Origin of the sequence: Streptomyces sp. NPDC021080 (assembly GCF_044333225.1) — a bacterium.
Lineage (GTDB): Bacteria > Actinomycetota > Actinomycetes > Streptomycetales > Streptomycetaceae > Streptomyces.
In genome coordinates this window covers 462600-479411 of the sequence record NZ_JBIRQM010000005.1, presented here as the reverse complement: position 1 = coordinate 479411, position 16812 = coordinate 462600, and the positions used below count along the sequence as shown (strand labels likewise).

Below are 16812 nucleotides of genomic sequence, written 5' to 3'. Positions count from 1 at the left end.
GTGGACACCGAAGAGCTCACCCTGCCCCTGTCGCGGAGGGCGAACGAGCGACTGCACGCCATGATCCCCGGTGGCGCGCACACGTACGCCAAGGGCGACGACCAGTACCCCGAGAATCTGGCCCCGGTCATCAGTCACGGCAACGGTGCCCACGTGTGGGACGTCGACGGGAACCGTTACATCGAGTACGGCTCCGGTCTGCGGTCGGTCAGCCTCGGTCACGCGCACCCGCGCGTGACCGAGGCGGTGCGACGGGAACTCGGCCGCGGCAGCAACTTCGTCCGGCCGTCGATCGTGGAGGTCGACGCCGCGGAACGCTTCCTGGCCACGGTGCCGACCGCCGAGATGGTGAAGTTCGCGAAGAACGGCTCGGACGCCACCACCGCGGCGGTACGCCTCGCCCGCGCGGCCACCGGGCGCCCGAGGGTGGCCCTGTGCGCCGACCATCCGTTCTTCTCGGTCGACGACTGGTTCATCGGCACCACGCCGATGTCCGCCGGCATTCCGGCGGCGACCAACGAGCTGACCGTGACGTTCCCCTACGGGGATCTGGCCGCCACGGAGGAGCTGTTCGCCCGGTACCCGGACGAGATCGCCTGTCTGATCCTCGAACCCGCCACCCACACCGAGCCGCCGCCCGGCTATCTCGCCGGGCTGCGCGAGCTGGCCGACCGGCACGGCTGCGTCCTCGTCTTCGACGAGATGATCACCGGCTTCCGCTGGTCCGAGGCGGGCGCCCAGGGCCTGTACGGCGTCGTGCCCGACCTCTCCACGTTCGGCAAGGCGCTGGGCAACGGATTCGCCGTCTCCGCGCTGGCCGGGCGCCGGGCGCTCATGGAGCTGGGCGGGCTGCGTCACTCCGGCGACCGGGTGTTCCTGCTGTCCACCACGCACGGCGCGGAGACGCACTCCCTGGCGGCCGCGATGGCCGTGCTCGACACCTACGTCGAGGAGGGCGTCACCGCGCGGCTGCACGCCCTCGGCGAGCGGCTGGCCGCCGGTGTCCGCGAGGCCGCGGCCACCATGGGCGTCGGCGACCACATCGTCGTCCGGGGACGGGCCAGCAACCTGGTCTTCGCCACCCTCGACGAGAACGGGCAGCCGTCGCAGGAGTACCGCACCCTGTTCCTGCGCCGGCTCCTCGCGGGCGGGGTACTGGCCCCGTCGTTCGTGGTGAGCAGCGCGCTCGACGACGCGGACATCGATCACACCGTCGACGTGGTGGCCCAGGCGTGTGCGGTGTACCGCAAGGCGCTGGACGCCGCCGACCCGGCGTCCTGGCTGGCCGGACGGCCGGTGAAGCCGGTGTTCCGCCGCCTGGTGTGATGGGTGCGACCTGACATGACGTGACATCAACGGTGTTCCCCGCGACCGGCTTCGGCCATGCGCCCGGTCATGCGCCCGGCCGTCGGGTCCGACGGCCGGTCGTCATCCGGTCCTCCGGCCCGTCGGCCGGCCGTGCGGGCGGTCACCCGGTCGGCCGCCTTGTCGACCAGCCACGCGGTCGCCGGTGTCACCGCCAGCGCGGTGCACCAGCCGCCGAGGGCGTCGGTCGGGTAGTGCGCGCTCAGCGCGACCTCCGCCCAGCCCATGGCGGTGCCGGCGGACACCGCCGAGGCGAGCACGAGTGACGTGCCGGCCGGCCTGCCGAGGCCGGGCCGGCCGGCCGCCGTCAGCGCCACCACGAGGGCGAGCGTGGTGGCGAAGGCGGTGTGCCCGCTCGGGTAGGACAGGTTGTCGCCGTGGATGGTGCGTCCCACCAGGGACTTGAGCAGCGTCGCCGTTCCCACGGACGTGGCGGTGCCGGCGACGAGAAGCACCGCCGTGCGAGGGCGCCGAAGCAGCAGGCAGCCCGTCACGAGGGCCGTGACCAGCGCCACCGAGCCCGCCGGCTCCCCCAGGAAGTCCAGGGCCAGGGCGACGTTCCGCCACGACTGCCCCACGTCGTACGCCTCCGCCCCGAGGCGCGCGTCCAGTGCGTCGGGTGTGCTGTCACCGGCGTACAGGATCCCGAGCACCAGGACGACCAGCGCGGCGAGGGCGGCGACGAGACCGAGGAACGTGCGCAGCGCCGGGGGTACCGCGGCGGCTTGCGCTCGACGCCAACTCCCCACTGACACACCCCCGTTGTGTCCGGCTTGGCCCGCGCGGCGAGCCTTTGTCACCCTAGCCAACGAAGCGGTCGCGGCACACCGTCATCGGCGGCCTCGCGGGTCAACACTTCGCGAAATCTCAACTGCACGGCGCGATGGTGACGTTGACGTGTTTCATCAACGGCTGGTCGCTCTGGAGGCTGTAGTCGCCGATCGCGCAGAGCACGTTCATCTCCGGCATGTACCCCGCCGCGCAGCCGCGGGGGATGTCGTACGGGATGGCCCGGTAGCCGTCGAGGCTGCGGTGGCTTCCGTCCTTGGCGGTGCTGACGATGCGGACCGGGGTGAACTCGGAGATACCGCGTTCGCGCATGTCGTCCTCGTTCATGAAGACGAGCGTGCGCAGGTTCTTGACGCCCCGGTAGCGGTCGTTATCCGAGTAGATCGTGGTGTTCCACTGGTCGTGGGACCGCATGGTGCCCAGCGCCAGGGTGCCGGGGGCGGGGACCACGTCGGGCAGCGGGGCGGCGGAGAACTCGGCCAGGCCCGAGGGGGTGAGGAAGACCAGTTCGCGGGCGGGCTGTTTGATACGGAACCCGAGCGGCAGGCGCACCCGGCGGTTGCAGTCCTCGAACCCGTCGAGGACCCGGGCCATCGTGTCGCGGATGCGGTCGTAGTCCTCGATGTACCACTCCCAGGGGGTGTCGCTGTCCGGGAGCGCGGCGCGTGCGATGCCGGCGATGATCGCGGGCTCGGACAGCAGCTGCTTCGACGCCGGGCGCTTCATGCCGACGGACAGGTGCACCATGCTCATCGAGTCCTCGACCGAGGTGCTCTGGACGCCGCCGCGCTGGTGGTCCTTCTCGGTGCGGCCCAGACACGGGAGGACGAGCGCCCGGCGGCCGTGCACGAGGTGGCTGCGGTTGAGCTTGGTGCTCACCTGGACGGTGAGGTCGCAGTTACGCAGGGCCGCGTAGGTGTACGGGGTGTCGGGCGCGGCGAGGGCGAAGTTGCCGCCCATGCCGACGAACACCTTCACCTCGCCGCGGTGCATGGCGTGGATGGTGGCGACGGTGTCCATGCCGTGCTCGCGGGGCGGGTCGATCCCGCAGACCTCGCCGAGCCGGTCCAGGAACTCCGCGCCCGGCCGGTGGTCGATGCCGCACGTCCGGTTGCCCTGGACGTTGCTGTGGCCGCGCACCGGTGAGGGACCGGCGCCCTCGCGGCCCAGATTGCCGCGCAGCAGCAGGAGGTTGACGATCTCGCGCACGGTGTCGACGCCGTGTTCGTGCTGGGTGACGCCGAGGCACCAGCTGACGATGGAGCGGTCGGCGTCGCGGTACACCCGCGCCGCCTCGAGGATGCCGTCCCGGCCGACCCCGGACTGCCGCTCGATCGCGTCCCAGGAGGTGGCCTCGCACACGGCGCGGTACTTGTCGAAGTACGCCGTGTGCCGGTCGATGAACTCCCGGTCCAGAGCCTTGGGATCGGTCTCGGACTGCTCCAGGATCGCCTTGGCCATCCCCCGTATCAGCGCCATGTCGCCGCCGATGCGCGGCTGGAGGTTCAGGGTGCTGGTCCGGGTGGACTTGAGGACGGCCATGTCCGTGAAGTCGTGCGGGACGATGGTCCGGGTGGCGGCCGCCTCGACCAGGGGGTTGATGTGCACGATCTGGGCGCCGCGGTGGTAGGCCTCGGCCAGGGCGGTGAGCATCCTGGGCGCGTTGGAGGCCGCGTTGACGCCCAGGATGAACAGGGCGTCGGTGGTCTCCCAGTCCTTGAGATCGGCGGTCCCCTTGCCGGTGCCGAGCGAGGCCGTGAGGGCCCGGCCGCTGGCCTCGTGGCACATGTTCGAGCAGTCGGGCAGGTTGTTGGTGCCCAGTTCGCGGGCCAGCAGCTGGTAGAGGAACGTGGCCTCGTTGCCCAGCCGGCCCGAGGTGTAGAAGGAGGCCTGGTCCGGATCGTCGAGTTCGCGCAGGGCACGCCCGGCGAGTTCGAACGCGTCGCGCCAGCTGACGGGCACGTAGTGGTCCGACTCCGGGTCGTAGACCATGGGTTCGGTCAGCCGGCCCTGGTCCTCCAGGTCGTAGTCGCTCCAGGTGGACAGCTCGGTCACCGAGTGCGCGGCGAAGAACTCGCGGCCGACCCGCTTGCCCGTCATCTCCCAGGTGACGTGCTTGATGCCGTTCTCGCAGATGTCCAGGTGCAGGCCCTTGGTGTCGTCGGGCCACGCGCATCCGGGGCAGTCGAAGCCCGTGTTCTCGTGGTTCATGCGCATGATCGCGCGGGGGCCGTCCACGAGGGCGCGTTCGCGCACCAGGACCTGGCTCACGCTCTTGGCCGCACCCCAGCCGGCGGCCGGGTGGTGGTACGGATGGAACTCGGGTTCGCCCCGTGGGTCGGGCCCTACATGGGGCGTCCGGCCGTCCTGTCCGTCCTGGGATGCGTTCAAGGGTCTCACCGAGCTAGCACTGAGGTCGTCTTCCGTGGTTCGCGGCGTGCTTGCGGCGGCTCTTCTTCTTGCGGCGTCGCTTCGAGGACATGGGACCTCCCTCACTCGCAGGACAGCACGAAGCGTCCTGAACTCCGGTGACCCACGATTCCATACATCACATTTCACCGCGATCCGACCCGTTGGTACATAGAAGCGCGTGGATATGCTGATATCACTCCGTTCCACGTCATCTCTCGTACACCGAGGAGCAGGCATGTCCGGCGAACCGGCACCGATCAGCAAGACCGCCCGGCAGGCACTGGAGCAGGAACTCGCGGACCTCCGCACCGAACGCGCATCGGTCGCGGCGACCCTGCGGGACTCGGACGCCGAGGTCGGCGACCAGGCCGACGCGGCCGACGAGTTGCAGCGCGCGGACGATCTGCGGCGTCTGGACGACCGGATCTCGCGGATCACCACGCGGCTGGCCCAGGCGGAGGTGGCGGGTCCGCCGCCCACGGACACGGTCGGTGTGGGCAGCACGGTCACCGTCCGGTTCTCGGACGGTACGACGGACACCGTCCAGATCGGCGACGGCGCCGCGGTGCTGGACCGGACCCTCGTGACGGCCGACAGCCCGCTCGGCCACGCCCTCCTCGGTCACCGGGCGGGCGACACCGTGAATTTCCGGGCACCCGAAGGACCCCGAAGCGCGCTCGTGGTCTCCCTCGGCCACTAGACATCCGTGGTCTTCCCGGACCACTGGGAAGCCGTGGTCTTCCCGGGCCACCGGACAGTGGCCGACCGGAGCCGCGCGCCGGGGTCCGACGGTGCGTTTCCCGCGCCGACGGCGCTTTTCCCGTGGGGAGTTCAGTCCCCGTAGCTGGAGGGCGGGTAGGGGGCCCGGTTCCGCCGGGTGAGGTTGCCCGTCGGGATCCGGCCGGAACCCACCTCCAGGTCGATCTCCACCCGCTCGCGCCGGTATGCGGCCTCGGGATCCTCCATGGGTCCGCCGAGCAGACCTGCTTCCCGCCGCTCACGGACCGTACGTGCGTGGAGTTCGTCGTCGTCGGACCGCAGGGGCATTCCCCTGTTGTGGGCGTGCTCCGGATCGCCTTCGACAGCCCGGTTGGACTTGTGGTGCGTCATGCGCAGCCTCCTCAAACGACTACCCGGCGTCGGTGCGCCCGGGTACGTCCTCGGTGTCAGGAGTCCTCCGTCCCGTCCTTCGTCGTGCGTCGATCACTCGTTCCGTGTGTCGCCGGCGGGCGCTCGGCCGCCCTGCTCCACCTCCGTGCTCCCGCCCGGGGAGCCGTCGCCCCGGGCGCCGTCGTCCGAAGTGCCGCCGCCCGAGGAACCCTTGCGCACGATGCAGCGCACGGAGCCGTCCCGGTCGTCGGCGACGATCGTGTCGCCGGGTTCGGCCTCGCCTCCGAGCAGGAGCTCCGCGATGCCGTTGTCGAGTTCCGTCTGGATCGTGCGCCGCAACGGGCGCGCCCCGAACTCGGGTTGGTGGCCGTGGGCGACCAGCAGCTTCTTGGCCGCGTCCGTCACCTCGAGCTTCATGCCCTGCGCGTGCACCCGGCGTTCGCTGCGCCCGAGGAGATGCTCGACGATCTCGGCCAGATCGTCCTCCTTCAGGCCGTGGAAGATGATGATGTCGTCGATGCGGTTGAGGAACTCGGGCAGGAACCGGGTCCGCAGCTCGTCCATCAACGCGTCCTTGAGATCGGACACATCGCCCTTGTGGTCCAGGATCCGGTGCGCGCCGATGTTGGACGTCATGATCACGACGCAGTGCCGGAAGTCGACGGTACGGCCCTGGCCGTCCGTCAGGCGGCCGTCGTCGAGGATCTGCAGCAGCGTGTTGAAGACATCGGGGTGCGCCTTCTCCACCTCGTCGAACAGCACGACGCTGTACGGCTGCCGGCGGACCTTCTCGGTCAGCTGCCCCGCCTCGTCGTATCCGACGTAGCCGGGAGGCGCGCCGACGAGCCGGGCGACCGTGTGCTTCTCCTGGAACTCGCTCATGTCGAAGCGGATCATGCGGCTCTCGTCGCCGAACAGCTGCTCGGCAAGGGTCTTGGCCAGCTCCGTCTTGCCCACGCCGGTGGGGCCGAGGAAGAGGAAGGAACCCACGGGGCGGTTCGGATCGCCCATGCCCGCCCGGTTGCGGCGCACGGCCTGCGAGACGGCCGTGACCGCCTCGTCCTGGCCGACGATCCGGGAGTGCATCTCGTCCTCCAGCCTCAGGAGCTTCTCCTTCTCGCTGGCGGTGAGTTGGGACACCGGGATGCCGGTGCGCCGGGAGACGACGTCCGCGATGTCACGGGCGGTCACCGAGACGACACCGGCGCGCCGCTCCTCGATGCCCGCGAGTTCGCCCTCCGCCTCGGCGATCCGCCCCTTCAGCTCCCCGGCCCGCTCGAAGTCCTCGGCGGCCACGGCCTGATCGCGTTCACGGCGCAGTTTCGCGATGCGGTCCTCGCGTTCGGCGACCTCGGTCGAGCGGCTCGCGCTGCGCAGCCGCACCCGGGCACCCGCCTGGTCCATCACGTCGATCGCCTTGTCGGGCAGGAACCGGTCGCTGATGTAGCGGTCGGAGAGTTCCGCCGCGGCGGCCAGGGCGCCGTCGGCGAAGCGGACCTGGTGGTGCGCCTCGTACGCGTCGCGCAGTCCCTCCAGGATCTGCACGGTCTCCTCGACCGTCGGCTCCGGGACCATCACCGGCTGGAAGCGCCGTTCGAGGGCGGCGTCCTTCTCGACGTACTTGCGGTACTCGTCGATGGTCGTCGCACCCACGACGTGCAGTTCTCCGCGGGCCAGCGCGGGCTTGAGCATGTTGCCCGCGTCCATCGAGCCCTCGCCGGTCGCGCCCGCGCCGACGACCGTGTGCAGTTCGTCGATGAACAGGACGATCTCCCCGTCCGAGGCCTGGACGTCCTCGATGACCTTCTTCAGCCGCTCCTCGAACTGCCCGCGGTACTGGGCTCCGGCCACCATGCCGGACAGGTCGAGCGAGACGACCCGCTTGCCCTTGAGGGTGTCGGGGACGTCGCCGGAGACGATGCGCTGCGCGAGTCCCTCGACGATCGCGGTCTTGCCGACGCCCGGCTCGCCGATGAGCACGGGGTTGTTCTTGGACCGCCGCGAGAGGATCTCGATGGTCTGCTCGATCTGCTCGGCACGCCCGACGACCGGGTCGAGCCGGCCGGCCTTCGCCTCCTCCGTCAGGTCCCGTCCGAACTCGTCGAGGGTCGTGGCGGGCTTGTCGGGATCGGTGGGACGGCTCTCGGGACGGGCCGTGCGTTCCGTGAGACCCGCCAGCTTCTGCGCGTCCTGCCCGTCGGCGCGCAGCAGCTGCGCGGCACCGGTGTCGGCGTCGCTCAGCAGGGCGGCGAGGATGTGCTCGGGGCCGATGTAGGACACACCGGCCGCCTGCGAGCGGGCGTACGCGGCGGCGAGGGTGCGCTTGGCCGCCGGGGTCAGTCCCGGCTCCGAGGACGGTTCGCTGCTCTCCCGGGGAAGCACCTCGGCCAGCTGGACCGCGAGCGCGTCGGGGTCCAGGTCCGCGCGGGCGAGCAGCGAGCGCGAGGGTTCCACCTTCGTGGCGGCCCACAGCAGATGCTCCGTGTCGAGGTCGGGCGTCCCGTCCTGCTGGGCCCGCTGTGCGGCCAGGTTCAGCAGTTCCTGCGAGGACTCCGTCAGCAGCCTTCCGATGGGTACGCGCTGCACCGCCGGCGGGGAGGAGGCGGGCGACATCCCGAAGAAGCGGTTCAGGAGGTCACCGAAGGGGTCGGACGAGCCGAAACCGTAGGACGACATCGACATGGACAGCTCCCGGTGCGACGACTAGTCCTTTCCACCATTTCGCGGCGCCTATTGCTCCGCAACCGGAGCGGCCGTCCGCGCCGCACAGCTCCTGGCCTGCGGTGTTCCCCCGGCGAAGGTGGAACTCACCGAGGCGGAGGGCGTGTTGAGGAACGCCGGAAAGGGGGACACGGCGCGGCCGGCGAACCCGTGCCGAGGGCCGTCCCGCCAGGGGAGCGCCCGCGCGCCCGGCGAGGTCGGACCGTACCCGTGCGCGTGTCCCCGTCCGTGTTTCCGCCTCTGTCCCCGCCCGTGCCGGACCACGGGTCGAGTATCACGACGGCACCGTCGGCTCCACCAGGGGCCGAACCCGGCGCAGCCGGGCGGCGACACCGGGTGACGGCCCGTCGACGCGGGACGGGTGACCGGTCCCCGCGGCTGCGGGCACGGGGCCGCCGGGGCCCGTGACGTCCACGACGCGGCGGCCGGGTCCGCCGGGGGCTCGTCCGCCTACCGTTCGCCGGGGGCGGCGGGGAGGTCGTCGAGGAAACCGGCGGCCGGCACGTGGAAGAGGCATCCGGTGATCGCGGTCGAGAAGTCGAGGATGCGGTCGTGCGAGGCCCGGCCGTCTCCGAGGAACATGTTGCGGAGCATCCGCTCGGTCACCTCGGGGGTACGGGCGTAGCCGATGAAGAAGGTGCCGAACTCGCCGTCTCCCAGGGTGCCGAACGGCATGTTCTCCCGCACGATCCTGCGTTCGTCGCCGTTCTCGTCGGTGACGGTGTTGAGCGCGACATGGGAGTCGGCCGGTTTGACGTCGTCGGGGAGTTCGGTGTTCGCGAGCTTCGTGCGCCCGATGACCCGCTCCTGTTCCTCGGACGGCAGCGCGTTCCATGTCCGCAGGTCGTGCAGGTACTTCTGGACGATCACGTAGCTGCCGCCCGCGAAGGCGGGGTCCTCGTCCCCGACGAGCACGGCGTCGGCGGCGGCCGGGCCTTCGGGATTCTCGGTGCCGTCGACGAAGCCGAGCAGGTCGCGCTCGTCGAAGTACTTGAATCCATGGACCTCGTCGACCACCGTGACCGCGCCCTCCAGCCGTTCCGTGATCAGCCGGGCGAGTTCGAAGCAGAGGTCCATGCGGCGGGCCCGGAGGTGGAACAGGAGGTCGCCCGGCGTGGCCGGGGCCCGGTGCCGTCCGCCCGCCAACTCCACGAACGGGTGCAGCTCCTGCGGCCTGGGTCCGCCGAACAGCCGGTCCCAGGCCGCCGATCCGATGCCGACGACACAGCCGAGGTCGCCGTCGGGGGCCCGGAAGGAGACGGAGCGCCGCAGTCCGGAGACGTCCTCCAGCAGACCGCGGACCGTGTCCTCGCGCCCCGGCGTGACGGTGACCACGAGGAACACGGCGGCCCCGGCCGGCCGGGAGATCACAGCCTGTGGCTCGGTCAAGGGTCGGCCTCCTCGGGGGACGCGGAGGTGTCCGTCGCACGCGGACCGGTCGGTTCTTCCCTCCCCATCCTGCTGGGTCCCGGGACGGAACGCATCAGAGCGGCGCACTCCCGGCGTCGTCACGACCGGATGAGTCCCATGTCGCCGCTACTTCACGAGGCCCACGACGAAGTTGATGGCGGTGGCGAGGATGCTGGTGCCGAACACGTACGACAGGAGGCAGTGCCTCAGCACGATCGCGCGGATCCTCGCGCTGGAGACGCTGGTGTCGGAGACCTGGTAGGTCATGCCGAGGTTGTAGCTGAAGTAGAAGAAGTCGCGGTACGCCGGCGGGTCGTCCGTGTTGAAGTCGATGCCGCCGTTCGTGTCGTAGTACACGTAGGCGTAGCGGGCGGCGTACATCAGATGCAGCGCGGCCCAGGCCGTGATCACCCCGCACAGGGCGGTCAGGGCCGCGACGTGGTTGTGGTCGGACCTGCCGCCGCGCAGGAGCATCAGCACGATGGCGCACAGCCCGCACAGGGCGACCGCGACCACCACGAGTTCGTCGGCCAGGGGGCGGAAGTCCTCGCGCCGCGCGTTGGCGCGGGTGTCCGCGGCCGTCATCGGCCACAGCACCGCCCAGCCCGCCAGGACGAAGAACAGACCCGTGGCGGCGATCCCGGCCAGCAGGCCCAGATAGCCGTCGTGCCCGAGTCCGACGGCCGAGCCGATCACGGCGCCGAGGAGCAACGCGACGACCAGGCGCGGCACGGCGTCCAGGGGCAGTCTCAGGGGGCTGGTCCTCATGCGCCGCCACGCTATCCCCGGGACCGCCGGCCGGCCCGGCGGAACCCACCGGCGGGGCCCGGGGGCCGGCCTCACGCGCACCCGCCCTGGGAGCGCCGGGCGGCGGGTCAGACGGGGAACAGCAGGCAACTGCTGGTGGTGTGCGCGAGCAGCCGGCCGCCCGTGTCGAAGAGCTCCGCCTGGGCGAGGGCGGTGCGGCGGCCGCTGTTCAGCACGGTGCCGACCGCGCGGACCTCGCCGGTGTCCACGGTGACCGGCCGCAGGAACTTCACGTTCAGGTCGAGCGAGGTGTACCCGGTGCCCCGGGGGAGTACGGACTGCACCGCGCAGCCCGCGGCGGAGTCCAGCAGGGTGGCGTAGATGCCCCCGTGGACGCTTCCGATGGGGTTGTAGTGCTCCTCCCCCGGAACCAGCGTGAAGACCACCCGGCCGTGCTCGACCTCGTCGAGGGTCATGCCGAGGGTCGCGGAGACCGGCGGTGCGGGGAGCCGTCCGGCCTGCATCTCGCGGAGGAATTCGAGACCGCTGTACCGGGCGACGGCGGCCGCGGAGACGGCCGGGTCCTCCCAGTCGTACGTACGAGACCTGCCCATGGCTCTTCCACTCTCCCGCGTCGACCCTCTGACTCTGTTTTTCGAAGTTAGGCGGTGCCACACCTGGCTGTCAATCTCGCAGTCAGCCTACGATGGGCGCATGACGTGGCTCGACACCAGTACCGAGAACTGCACGGTCCAGCGGACACTCGACCTGATCGGCGAGAAGTGGTCGATGCTGGTCCTGCGGGACGCGATGAACGGCGTACGCCGCTTCGACGACTTCCGGCGGCACGTCGGGCTCTCCGAGAGCGTGCTGGCCGACCGGCTGCGCAAGCTGGTCGCGGCCGGGATCCTGGACACCGTGCCGTACAGCGAACCCGGCAGCCGCACCCGGCACGCGTACCGGCTCACCCGCAAGGGCTGGGACCTGTGGCCCGTCATGATCGCCCTCAAGCAGTGGGGCGACCGCTACACGGCGGATCCCGAGGGGCCGCCGCTGGAGGTCGTGCACGCGGACTGCGGCGAGCCGGTGCGGGCGGCGGTCGTGTGCGGGGCCGGGCACGGCGCGCTGATCCCGCCGGAGGCACGCACCCGGCCCGGCCCGGCCGCGCGGCGGGCGGATCCCGCCGAGGGAGCACGGTCGGCGGATCCCGCCGAGGGGTCGGCGGATCCCGCCGCTCTCCCGGCTTCCGGACGGGGACGGGGAGGAGGGACCGGGCAGGACACGGGCCGGGACACGGGCCGCCTCGTGGTGCCGGAGCCCGGCTCGTGACAGCGTGACTCCCTAAGAGCCGTCCCGGCGGGCCGGACATGGACGTCCGCGGCCGGGGCATCTGGTTCGCATGACCGGCCCGGCGGCCCTCTCCTCGGACGGCGGCCGCGATGCCGGACGGACCGACCGGTGGAGGAACGATGAGCACGCAGACGGGCCCGCCGGCCCGGGAACGGTGGGCGGCGAGAGCCTCGCTGGCGTCGGCGGCGCTCGCCGTGGCGCTGCCGCTCGCCTTCGGAGGCGTACGCGGCTTCCTGCTCCTGCTGGCCGCCCTCGCCGCCATGGCGGTCGCGGCGGCAGCGCTGTGGTGGATGCTGAGCAGGCGCGGCCCGGTGCGCTGGATCGCGGGGCTGCTCGCGATCGTCCTCCCGCTCGCCGCCGTCGTGGTCCTCGCGGTCACGCTGCTGTGGACCCTGCTGCTGTCCCCCGTGCTGTGGATCGTCGCCGTGTGGTGCGGCCGCTACGCGCTGCGCGGCGCCCGCGGCCGGGTCCGGCCGATGAAGGAGCACCGCACTCCGCCGCCGCGACGGCCGTTCGTCCTCATGAATCCCCGGTCCGGCGGCGGCAAGGTGGAGCGGTTCGGCCTCGTGGAGAAGGCCGAACGGCTCGGCGCCCGCGTCGTGCTCCTCGACCCGGAACACCATCAGGACGTCACCGAGCTGGCCCGGCGGGCGGTCGCGGACGGAGCGGACCTGCTGGGCGTCGCGGGCGGTGACGGGACGCAGGCACTCGTCGCGGCCGTCGCCGCCGAACACGGTCTGCCGTTCCTCGTCGTCTCGGCCGGCACCCGCAACCACTTCGCCATGGACCTCGGCCTCGACCGCGACGACCCCGCCACCTGCCTCGACGCGCTGGGAGACGGGGTCGAACTGCGGGTGGACCTCGGCTTCGCCGGGGAGCACCCGTTCGTCAACAACGCCTCGTTCGGCGCGTACGCGGCGGTCGTCCAGGATCCCGCCTACCGGGACGACAAGATCGGCACGATCCTGGAGCTCCTTCCGGATCTGCTCACCCGCCAGCGCGGCCCCGTGCTGACCGCCCACGCGGCCGGTACGACACTCGACGCCCCGCAGGCGGTGCTGGTGAGCAACAACCCCTACCGCACGAACGATCCGGCGGGGCTGGGCCGGCGCGAGCGGCTGGACTCGGGGCTGCTCGGGGTGCTCGGCGTCAAGGTGGACAACGCCGTCGAGGCCGCCGCCCTGCTGCTCTCCCCCGCCCCGCACGGCCTGTCGGTCCTCACCTCGCGCGAGGTGACCGTGACCGCCGACGGCGGCGAACTGGAAGCCGGTATCGACGGCGAGGCCATGGTCCTGCCCACCCCGGTGCGCTGCCGCGTCGAACCGGGCGTGCTGCGCGTACGCGTCCCGAGGAAGCGTCCGGGCGTTCCCGCGGTGCAGCCCACCCTGGACTGGCGCCGGCTGCTGGCCGTGGCCCTGCTCGTGGGCCGCACGGCCGGCGTGCACCGCCCCGGCCACGGACCGGGGCGGGAGCGCCGCCCGCGGGAGGGGTCCGGCACCCCGTGAGCACGGGGCGGCGGGGGCTCCCCCGGGACCGTCAGCTCCAGCGCACGGGCAGGGTCCGGTAGCCGTGGCCGATGAACGACTCGGCGAGGCGCGCGGGATCGCGCGAGCTGTCCCCGCTCAGGTCGGGGAAGCGCTCGAACAGCGCGGGGAGCGCGACGGCGGCCTCCAGCCGGGCCAGGGGCGCGCCGACGCAGTAGTGGACGCCGTGGCCGAAGGCGAGGTGTTCCTTGTCGAGGCGGCCGGTGTCGAAGCGGTCCGCGCTCTCGCCGTGCCGCCGGGGGTCACGGCCCGCCGCCGCGTACGTCGCCAGGATCGCGTCGCCGCGCGGGATCAGGGTGCCGTCGGCGAGCTTGATGTCCTCGACGGCGTACCGCAGCGGGAGGTTGGCGATCGAGGGGGCCCAGCGCAGGGTCTCCTCGATGACCTCGCTCCACGGCACCTCGCCGGCGAGCACACGGGCGAGCTGGTCCGGGTGGGCGAGCAGGGCGTGGACCGCGTTGCCGATGAGGTTCACGGTCGTCTCGTGGCCCGCGCCGATGACGAGGAGGAGGGTGTCGATCAACTCGGCCTCGGTGAGCCGGGATCCCTCCTCGTCGCGGGCCGCGATGAGCGCGGTCGTCATGTCGTCGCCGGGCCGCTCCCGCTTCGACTCCACGAGCCGTGCGAGCAGTTCGTGGACCTCCCGGTAGGTGGCCATGGCCTGCTCGGGGGTGAGGGTGGTGTCCATGTTCGCCTCGATGAGACGCGCGATGTCGGCGCGCTGCTCCTCGGGGAGGCCGAAGAGTTCGCAGATCACCCGCATCGGCAGCGGGTGCGCGTAGGCGGAGCGCAGATCGGCCCGGCGCTCGGGCGCCTCGGCCATGCGGTCGAGCAGCTCGGCCGCGATCTCCTCGATACGGGGCCTGAGCGCGTCCGTGCGCCGCTTGGTGAACGCGGGGGAGACGAGCTTGCGCAGCCTGCGGTGGTCGGCGCCGTAGGCGGTGAACATGTTGGTGACGCCGACCCAGAGGGCGACCCAGCTCTCGTGGTGGGCACCGTCGATCCAGGCGGGCCAGTGCTGGTTGGGGTCCTTGGAGACCCGGTCGTCGGCGAGGAGCCGCTTGAGCGTGTCGAACCGGGTCGGGAACCAGGCCGTGATCCCGCCCGGGAGTTCCACGAGGGCGGCGGCGGGGGCGTCTCCCGTGTCCTGCGAGCCGCGGCGCGGGCCGCGTAACCGCTCGGCCTCCCCGTGGATGTCGGCGCCTGTGGGGTCGAGGACGAAGGGCTGGTCCGGCACGTGGGCTCCTGTCGCGGGAGGGGCGGTCAGGGTGCGGCGTCTCGGGCGATCGTCGATCACGGTCGGCCGCATCGTAACGCGGGGACGTCCGGTCCGGGGAGCGGTCGAACGGGCGTTCTCCGCCGTCAACACCCTCGTTCCGGCGCTGTGTTGATGACGTCTCGCCCGAGCACGGGAGAGTTCGTCCCCGGTCCGCGGCCTCCGGGCGCCTACGATCGTGCCGTGGTCCTCTTCGTCCTGGAACGCGCGTCCCGGCACGCCGTCGCCGAGAGCTGGCGGCGGCTGACCGACTGGCCCCGGCACGCGGACGTCGTCCCGCTGACCCGGGTCACCGTGCGCACGCCGCCGCCGACGCGGGAGGGCACGGTCTTCGTGGCGCGCTCGGGCCTCGGGCCGCTCGCGTTCGACGACCCGATGGAGGTCGTCGCGTGGCACCCGCCCGGCGACGGGACCCCGGGAACGTGCCGGCTGGTCAAGCGCGGCGCGTTCGTCACGGGCTGGGCCGAGTTCGAGGTGCACCCGGCGGACGGCGGCGGTTCGCGCGTGGTCTGGCGCGAGGATCTGAGCGTGCGCGGGCTGCCGGGTCTCGCCGACCGCCCGCTGGGGTGGTCGGCGCGGTGGATGTTCGGGCGGGCGGTGGACGGGTTGCTGGGGCCGTGAGCCATGTCCCCTGAAGGCCGGTCCCGCAGGAGACGCGTCTCCCGAAAGGCCGGCCCTCCAGGAGACGCGTCTCCTGGAGGGCCGGCCTCCTGTCGGGTCAGTGCCCCGGGAGAAGCGGTGGTTCGGCCAACTGAGCCAGCTCCAGGGCCTGCTGGGGGAACCAGTCCCCCGCCTTCGGGTCGACCGTGCCGCGCTCGGGGTCCTCGGGGCCCGCGGTTCCGCGCAGGCAGAGGCCGTCCGACTCGCCGGGCGTCTTGATCCACAGCCGGGCGTCCTGGAGCGGGTCGCCGGTGCGCAGCGTGGGGCGGGCGCCGAGCCCCCGGCCCGGCGGGTTGCACCAGTCCTGCGCGTCCGTGTACCTGCCGGCGGGCGGGGTCCAGGTGCCCCGGCCGTTGCGGCTGGAGTCCGTGACGAAGTGCTTCATCCGGGACGGCGGGGTCGTCACGTGCGCGTCGAACCAGGCCTGCGCGTCGGCGCGCGGCCACCACTGGTTGGGGCACTGGGCCACGTCACCACCGCCGTCGGCGTAGGCCAGACAGGACGAGATGAGCTTGCCGTACCAGGAGTTGGCGTCGTCGGTGTTGTAGTTCGAGGCGTTGGTGTAGAAGCCGGAGGCCCGGGCCACCCCGCCCTCGATCAGGCGCGGCACGATGTCGTTGACCGAGTGCCAGCCCGGATGCCCGGTGTCGAGGTACACCTTCGTGCCGCGCAGCGGCTCCAGGGCGTCGACCGCGTAGTTGACCTCGGCGTAGCGCGCGGCCGTCTTGGTGCCCTGCGCGTCGTCCTGGCCGCAGTCGGAGGGCAGCAGGGCGAGGGCGTCGGGTTCGAGGACGACGATCGCGTCGCCGCGGCCGATCCCGCGTGCCACGGCGTCGATCCACGCCTGGTACTCCGCGGTGTTCGCGGCGCCGCCGGCGGAATAGTTGGCGCAGTCCCGGCCGGGGATGTCGTACAGCGCCAGGGCGGGAACCGCGTGCTCGCGGCCCGCGTCGCGCACCACCGTGCGGACCAGTCGCTCCACCTCGGCCGGCGTCTGGTCACCGAACCACACGGCCTGCGGGGTGTTCACCATCGCCAGGACGTCCGCCGCGTCGTGCAGCCGGCCGGCTCGGGCGAGGCTCCGGACCTGCTGGTACGCCGCCGGGTTGGCGTCGGGGACGTACAGCGACGGTCCGCGGCCGGCGGGCTCGGCGGCGTGCGCCGGGGGTACGACGAACAGGGCGGCCAGTCCGACGGACAGAGCGGCGAGCCAGGTGGGGGTGCGTCGTCTCATACGGGTTCACTCCGGGGTCGCAACGGTCACGAGGGACTTGCGGAGGGGTGCGCGGGAGCGCTCCCACAGGAGACTCGCCGAGAGACGCGTTCACGTCAATACGGGGCACGGAAGAAGTGGCGAAGCGGTACGCAGGAAACCGCTCGGAAGGAGCCGCACGCGAGCGCGGCCCGGGAGCGCGGCCCGGAAGGAGC

13 protein-coding genes and 1 pseudogene are annotated in these 16812 nt (G+C 72.0%); 5 read left to right on the top strand and 9 right to left on the bottom strand.

The features are described 5' to 3' along the window. Nucleotides 1-1326: a glutamate-1-semialdehyde 2,1-aminomutase gene (locus ACH4S8_RS15265; protein ID WP_398393897.1), complete on the top strand. Its 1326-nt coding sequence runs from the start codon at nucleotides 1-3 to the stop codon at nucleotides 1324-1326. A 26-nt stretch (nucleotides 1327-1352) separates the two neighbouring features. Here ACH4S8_RS15265 and ACH4S8_RS15260 read toward each other — a convergent pair whose 3' ends face one another. After that, entirely contained in the window at nucleotides 1353-2114 is a 762-nt protein-coding gene (locus ACH4S8_RS15260) for a phosphatase PAP2 family protein (RefSeq protein ID WP_398393895.1), read from the bottom strand. Nucleotides 2115-2232: 118 nt separating this feature from the next. Continuing rightward, the gene (locus ACH4S8_RS15255) at nucleotides 2233-4545 is read right to left on the bottom strand and encodes an FdhF/YdeP family oxidoreductase (RefSeq protein WP_398393893.1); all 2313 of its coding nucleotides are present in this window, start codon (nucleotides 4543-4545) and stop codon (nucleotides 2233-2235) included. Between the two features lie 256 nt (nucleotides 4546-4801). On the opposite strand from ACH4S8_RS15255, the gene ACH4S8_RS15250 reads away from it, so the two are divergent. Beyond that, nucleotides 4802-5266 (top strand): GreA/GreB family elongation factor, encoded by a 465-nt coding sequence (locus tag ACH4S8_RS15250; RefSeq protein WP_398393891.1) that lies wholly within the window; start codon nucleotides 4802-4804, stop codon nucleotides 5264-5266. Nucleotides 5267-5397: 131 nt separating this feature from the next. Here ACH4S8_RS15250 and ACH4S8_RS15245 read toward each other — a convergent pair whose 3' ends face one another. The 5 genes from ACH4S8_RS15245 to ACH4S8_RS15225 form a co-directional block, all read right to left on the bottom strand. Then, entirely contained in the window at nucleotides 5398-5676 is a 279-nt protein-coding gene (locus ACH4S8_RS15245; RefSeq protein ID WP_398393889.1) for a hypothetical protein, read from the bottom strand. 93 nt (nucleotides 5677-5769) lie between these two features. Next, a complete protein-coding gene (locus ACH4S8_RS15240) occupies nucleotides 5770-8358 on the bottom strand; it encodes an ATP-dependent Clp protease ATP-binding subunit (protein WP_398393887.1) in 2589 nt (862 codons plus the stop codon). A gap of 489 nt (nucleotides 8359-8847) precedes the next feature. After that, the gene (locus ACH4S8_RS15235; protein WP_398393885.1) at nucleotides 8848-9786 is read right to left on the bottom strand and encodes a Dyp-type peroxidase; all 939 of its coding nucleotides are present in this window, start codon (nucleotides 9784-9786) and stop codon (nucleotides 8848-8850) included. A 147-nt stretch (nucleotides 9787-9933) separates the two neighbouring features. Next, on the bottom strand, nucleotides 9934-10575 hold the full coding sequence (locus ACH4S8_RS15230) for a DUF1345 domain-containing protein (RefSeq protein WP_398393883.1): 642 nt from the start codon (nucleotides 10573-10575) through the stop codon (nucleotides 9934-9936). A 107-nt stretch (nucleotides 10576-10682) separates the two neighbouring features. Beyond that, nucleotides 10683-11168, bottom strand: coding sequence for a PaaI family thioesterase (locus ACH4S8_RS15225; protein ID WP_398393881.1), 486 nt, complete (start codon nucleotides 11166-11168; stop codon nucleotides 10683-10685). Nucleotides 11169-11268: 100 nt separating this feature from the next. Between ACH4S8_RS15225 and ACH4S8_RS15220 the strand changes: the two are divergent. Together ACH4S8_RS15220 and ACH4S8_RS15215 are read left to right on the top strand one after the other, a co-directional pair. Further along, nucleotides 11269-11724: pseudogene (locus ACH4S8_RS15220) on the top strand (winged helix-turn-helix transcriptional regulator); the annotation flags it as partial. Nucleotides 11725-12023: 299 nt separating this feature from the next. After that, the gene (locus ACH4S8_RS15215) at nucleotides 12024-13409 is read left to right on the top strand and encodes a diacylglycerol/lipid kinase family protein (RefSeq protein ID WP_398393879.1); all 1386 of its coding nucleotides are present in this window, start codon (nucleotides 12024-12026) and stop codon (nucleotides 13407-13409) included. Nucleotides 13410-13440: 31 nt separating this feature from the next. On the opposite strand, the gene ACH4S8_RS15210 is transcribed toward ACH4S8_RS15215, so the two are convergent. Continuing rightward, on the bottom strand, nucleotides 13441-14685 hold the full coding sequence (locus ACH4S8_RS15210) for a cytochrome P450 (RefSeq protein WP_398393877.1): 1245 nt from the start codon (nucleotides 14683-14685) through the stop codon (nucleotides 13441-13443). A gap of 222 nt (nucleotides 14686-14907) precedes the next feature. On the opposite strand from ACH4S8_RS15210, the gene ACH4S8_RS15205 reads away from it, so the two are divergent. Then, nucleotides 14908-15345: an SRPBCC family protein gene (locus ACH4S8_RS15205; RefSeq protein ID WP_398393875.1), complete on the top strand. Its 438-nt coding sequence runs from the start codon at nucleotides 14908-14910 to the stop codon at nucleotides 15343-15345. A 97-nt stretch (nucleotides 15346-15442) separates the two neighbouring features. On the opposite strand, the gene ACH4S8_RS15200 is transcribed toward ACH4S8_RS15205, so the two are convergent. Continuing rightward, nucleotides 15443-16618, bottom strand: a complete 1176-nt coding sequence (locus ACH4S8_RS15200; RefSeq protein ID WP_398393873.1) for a glycoside hydrolase family 6 protein — start codon at nucleotides 16616-16618, stop codon at nucleotides 15443-15445. Nucleotides 16619-16812: the final 194 nt, after the last annotated feature.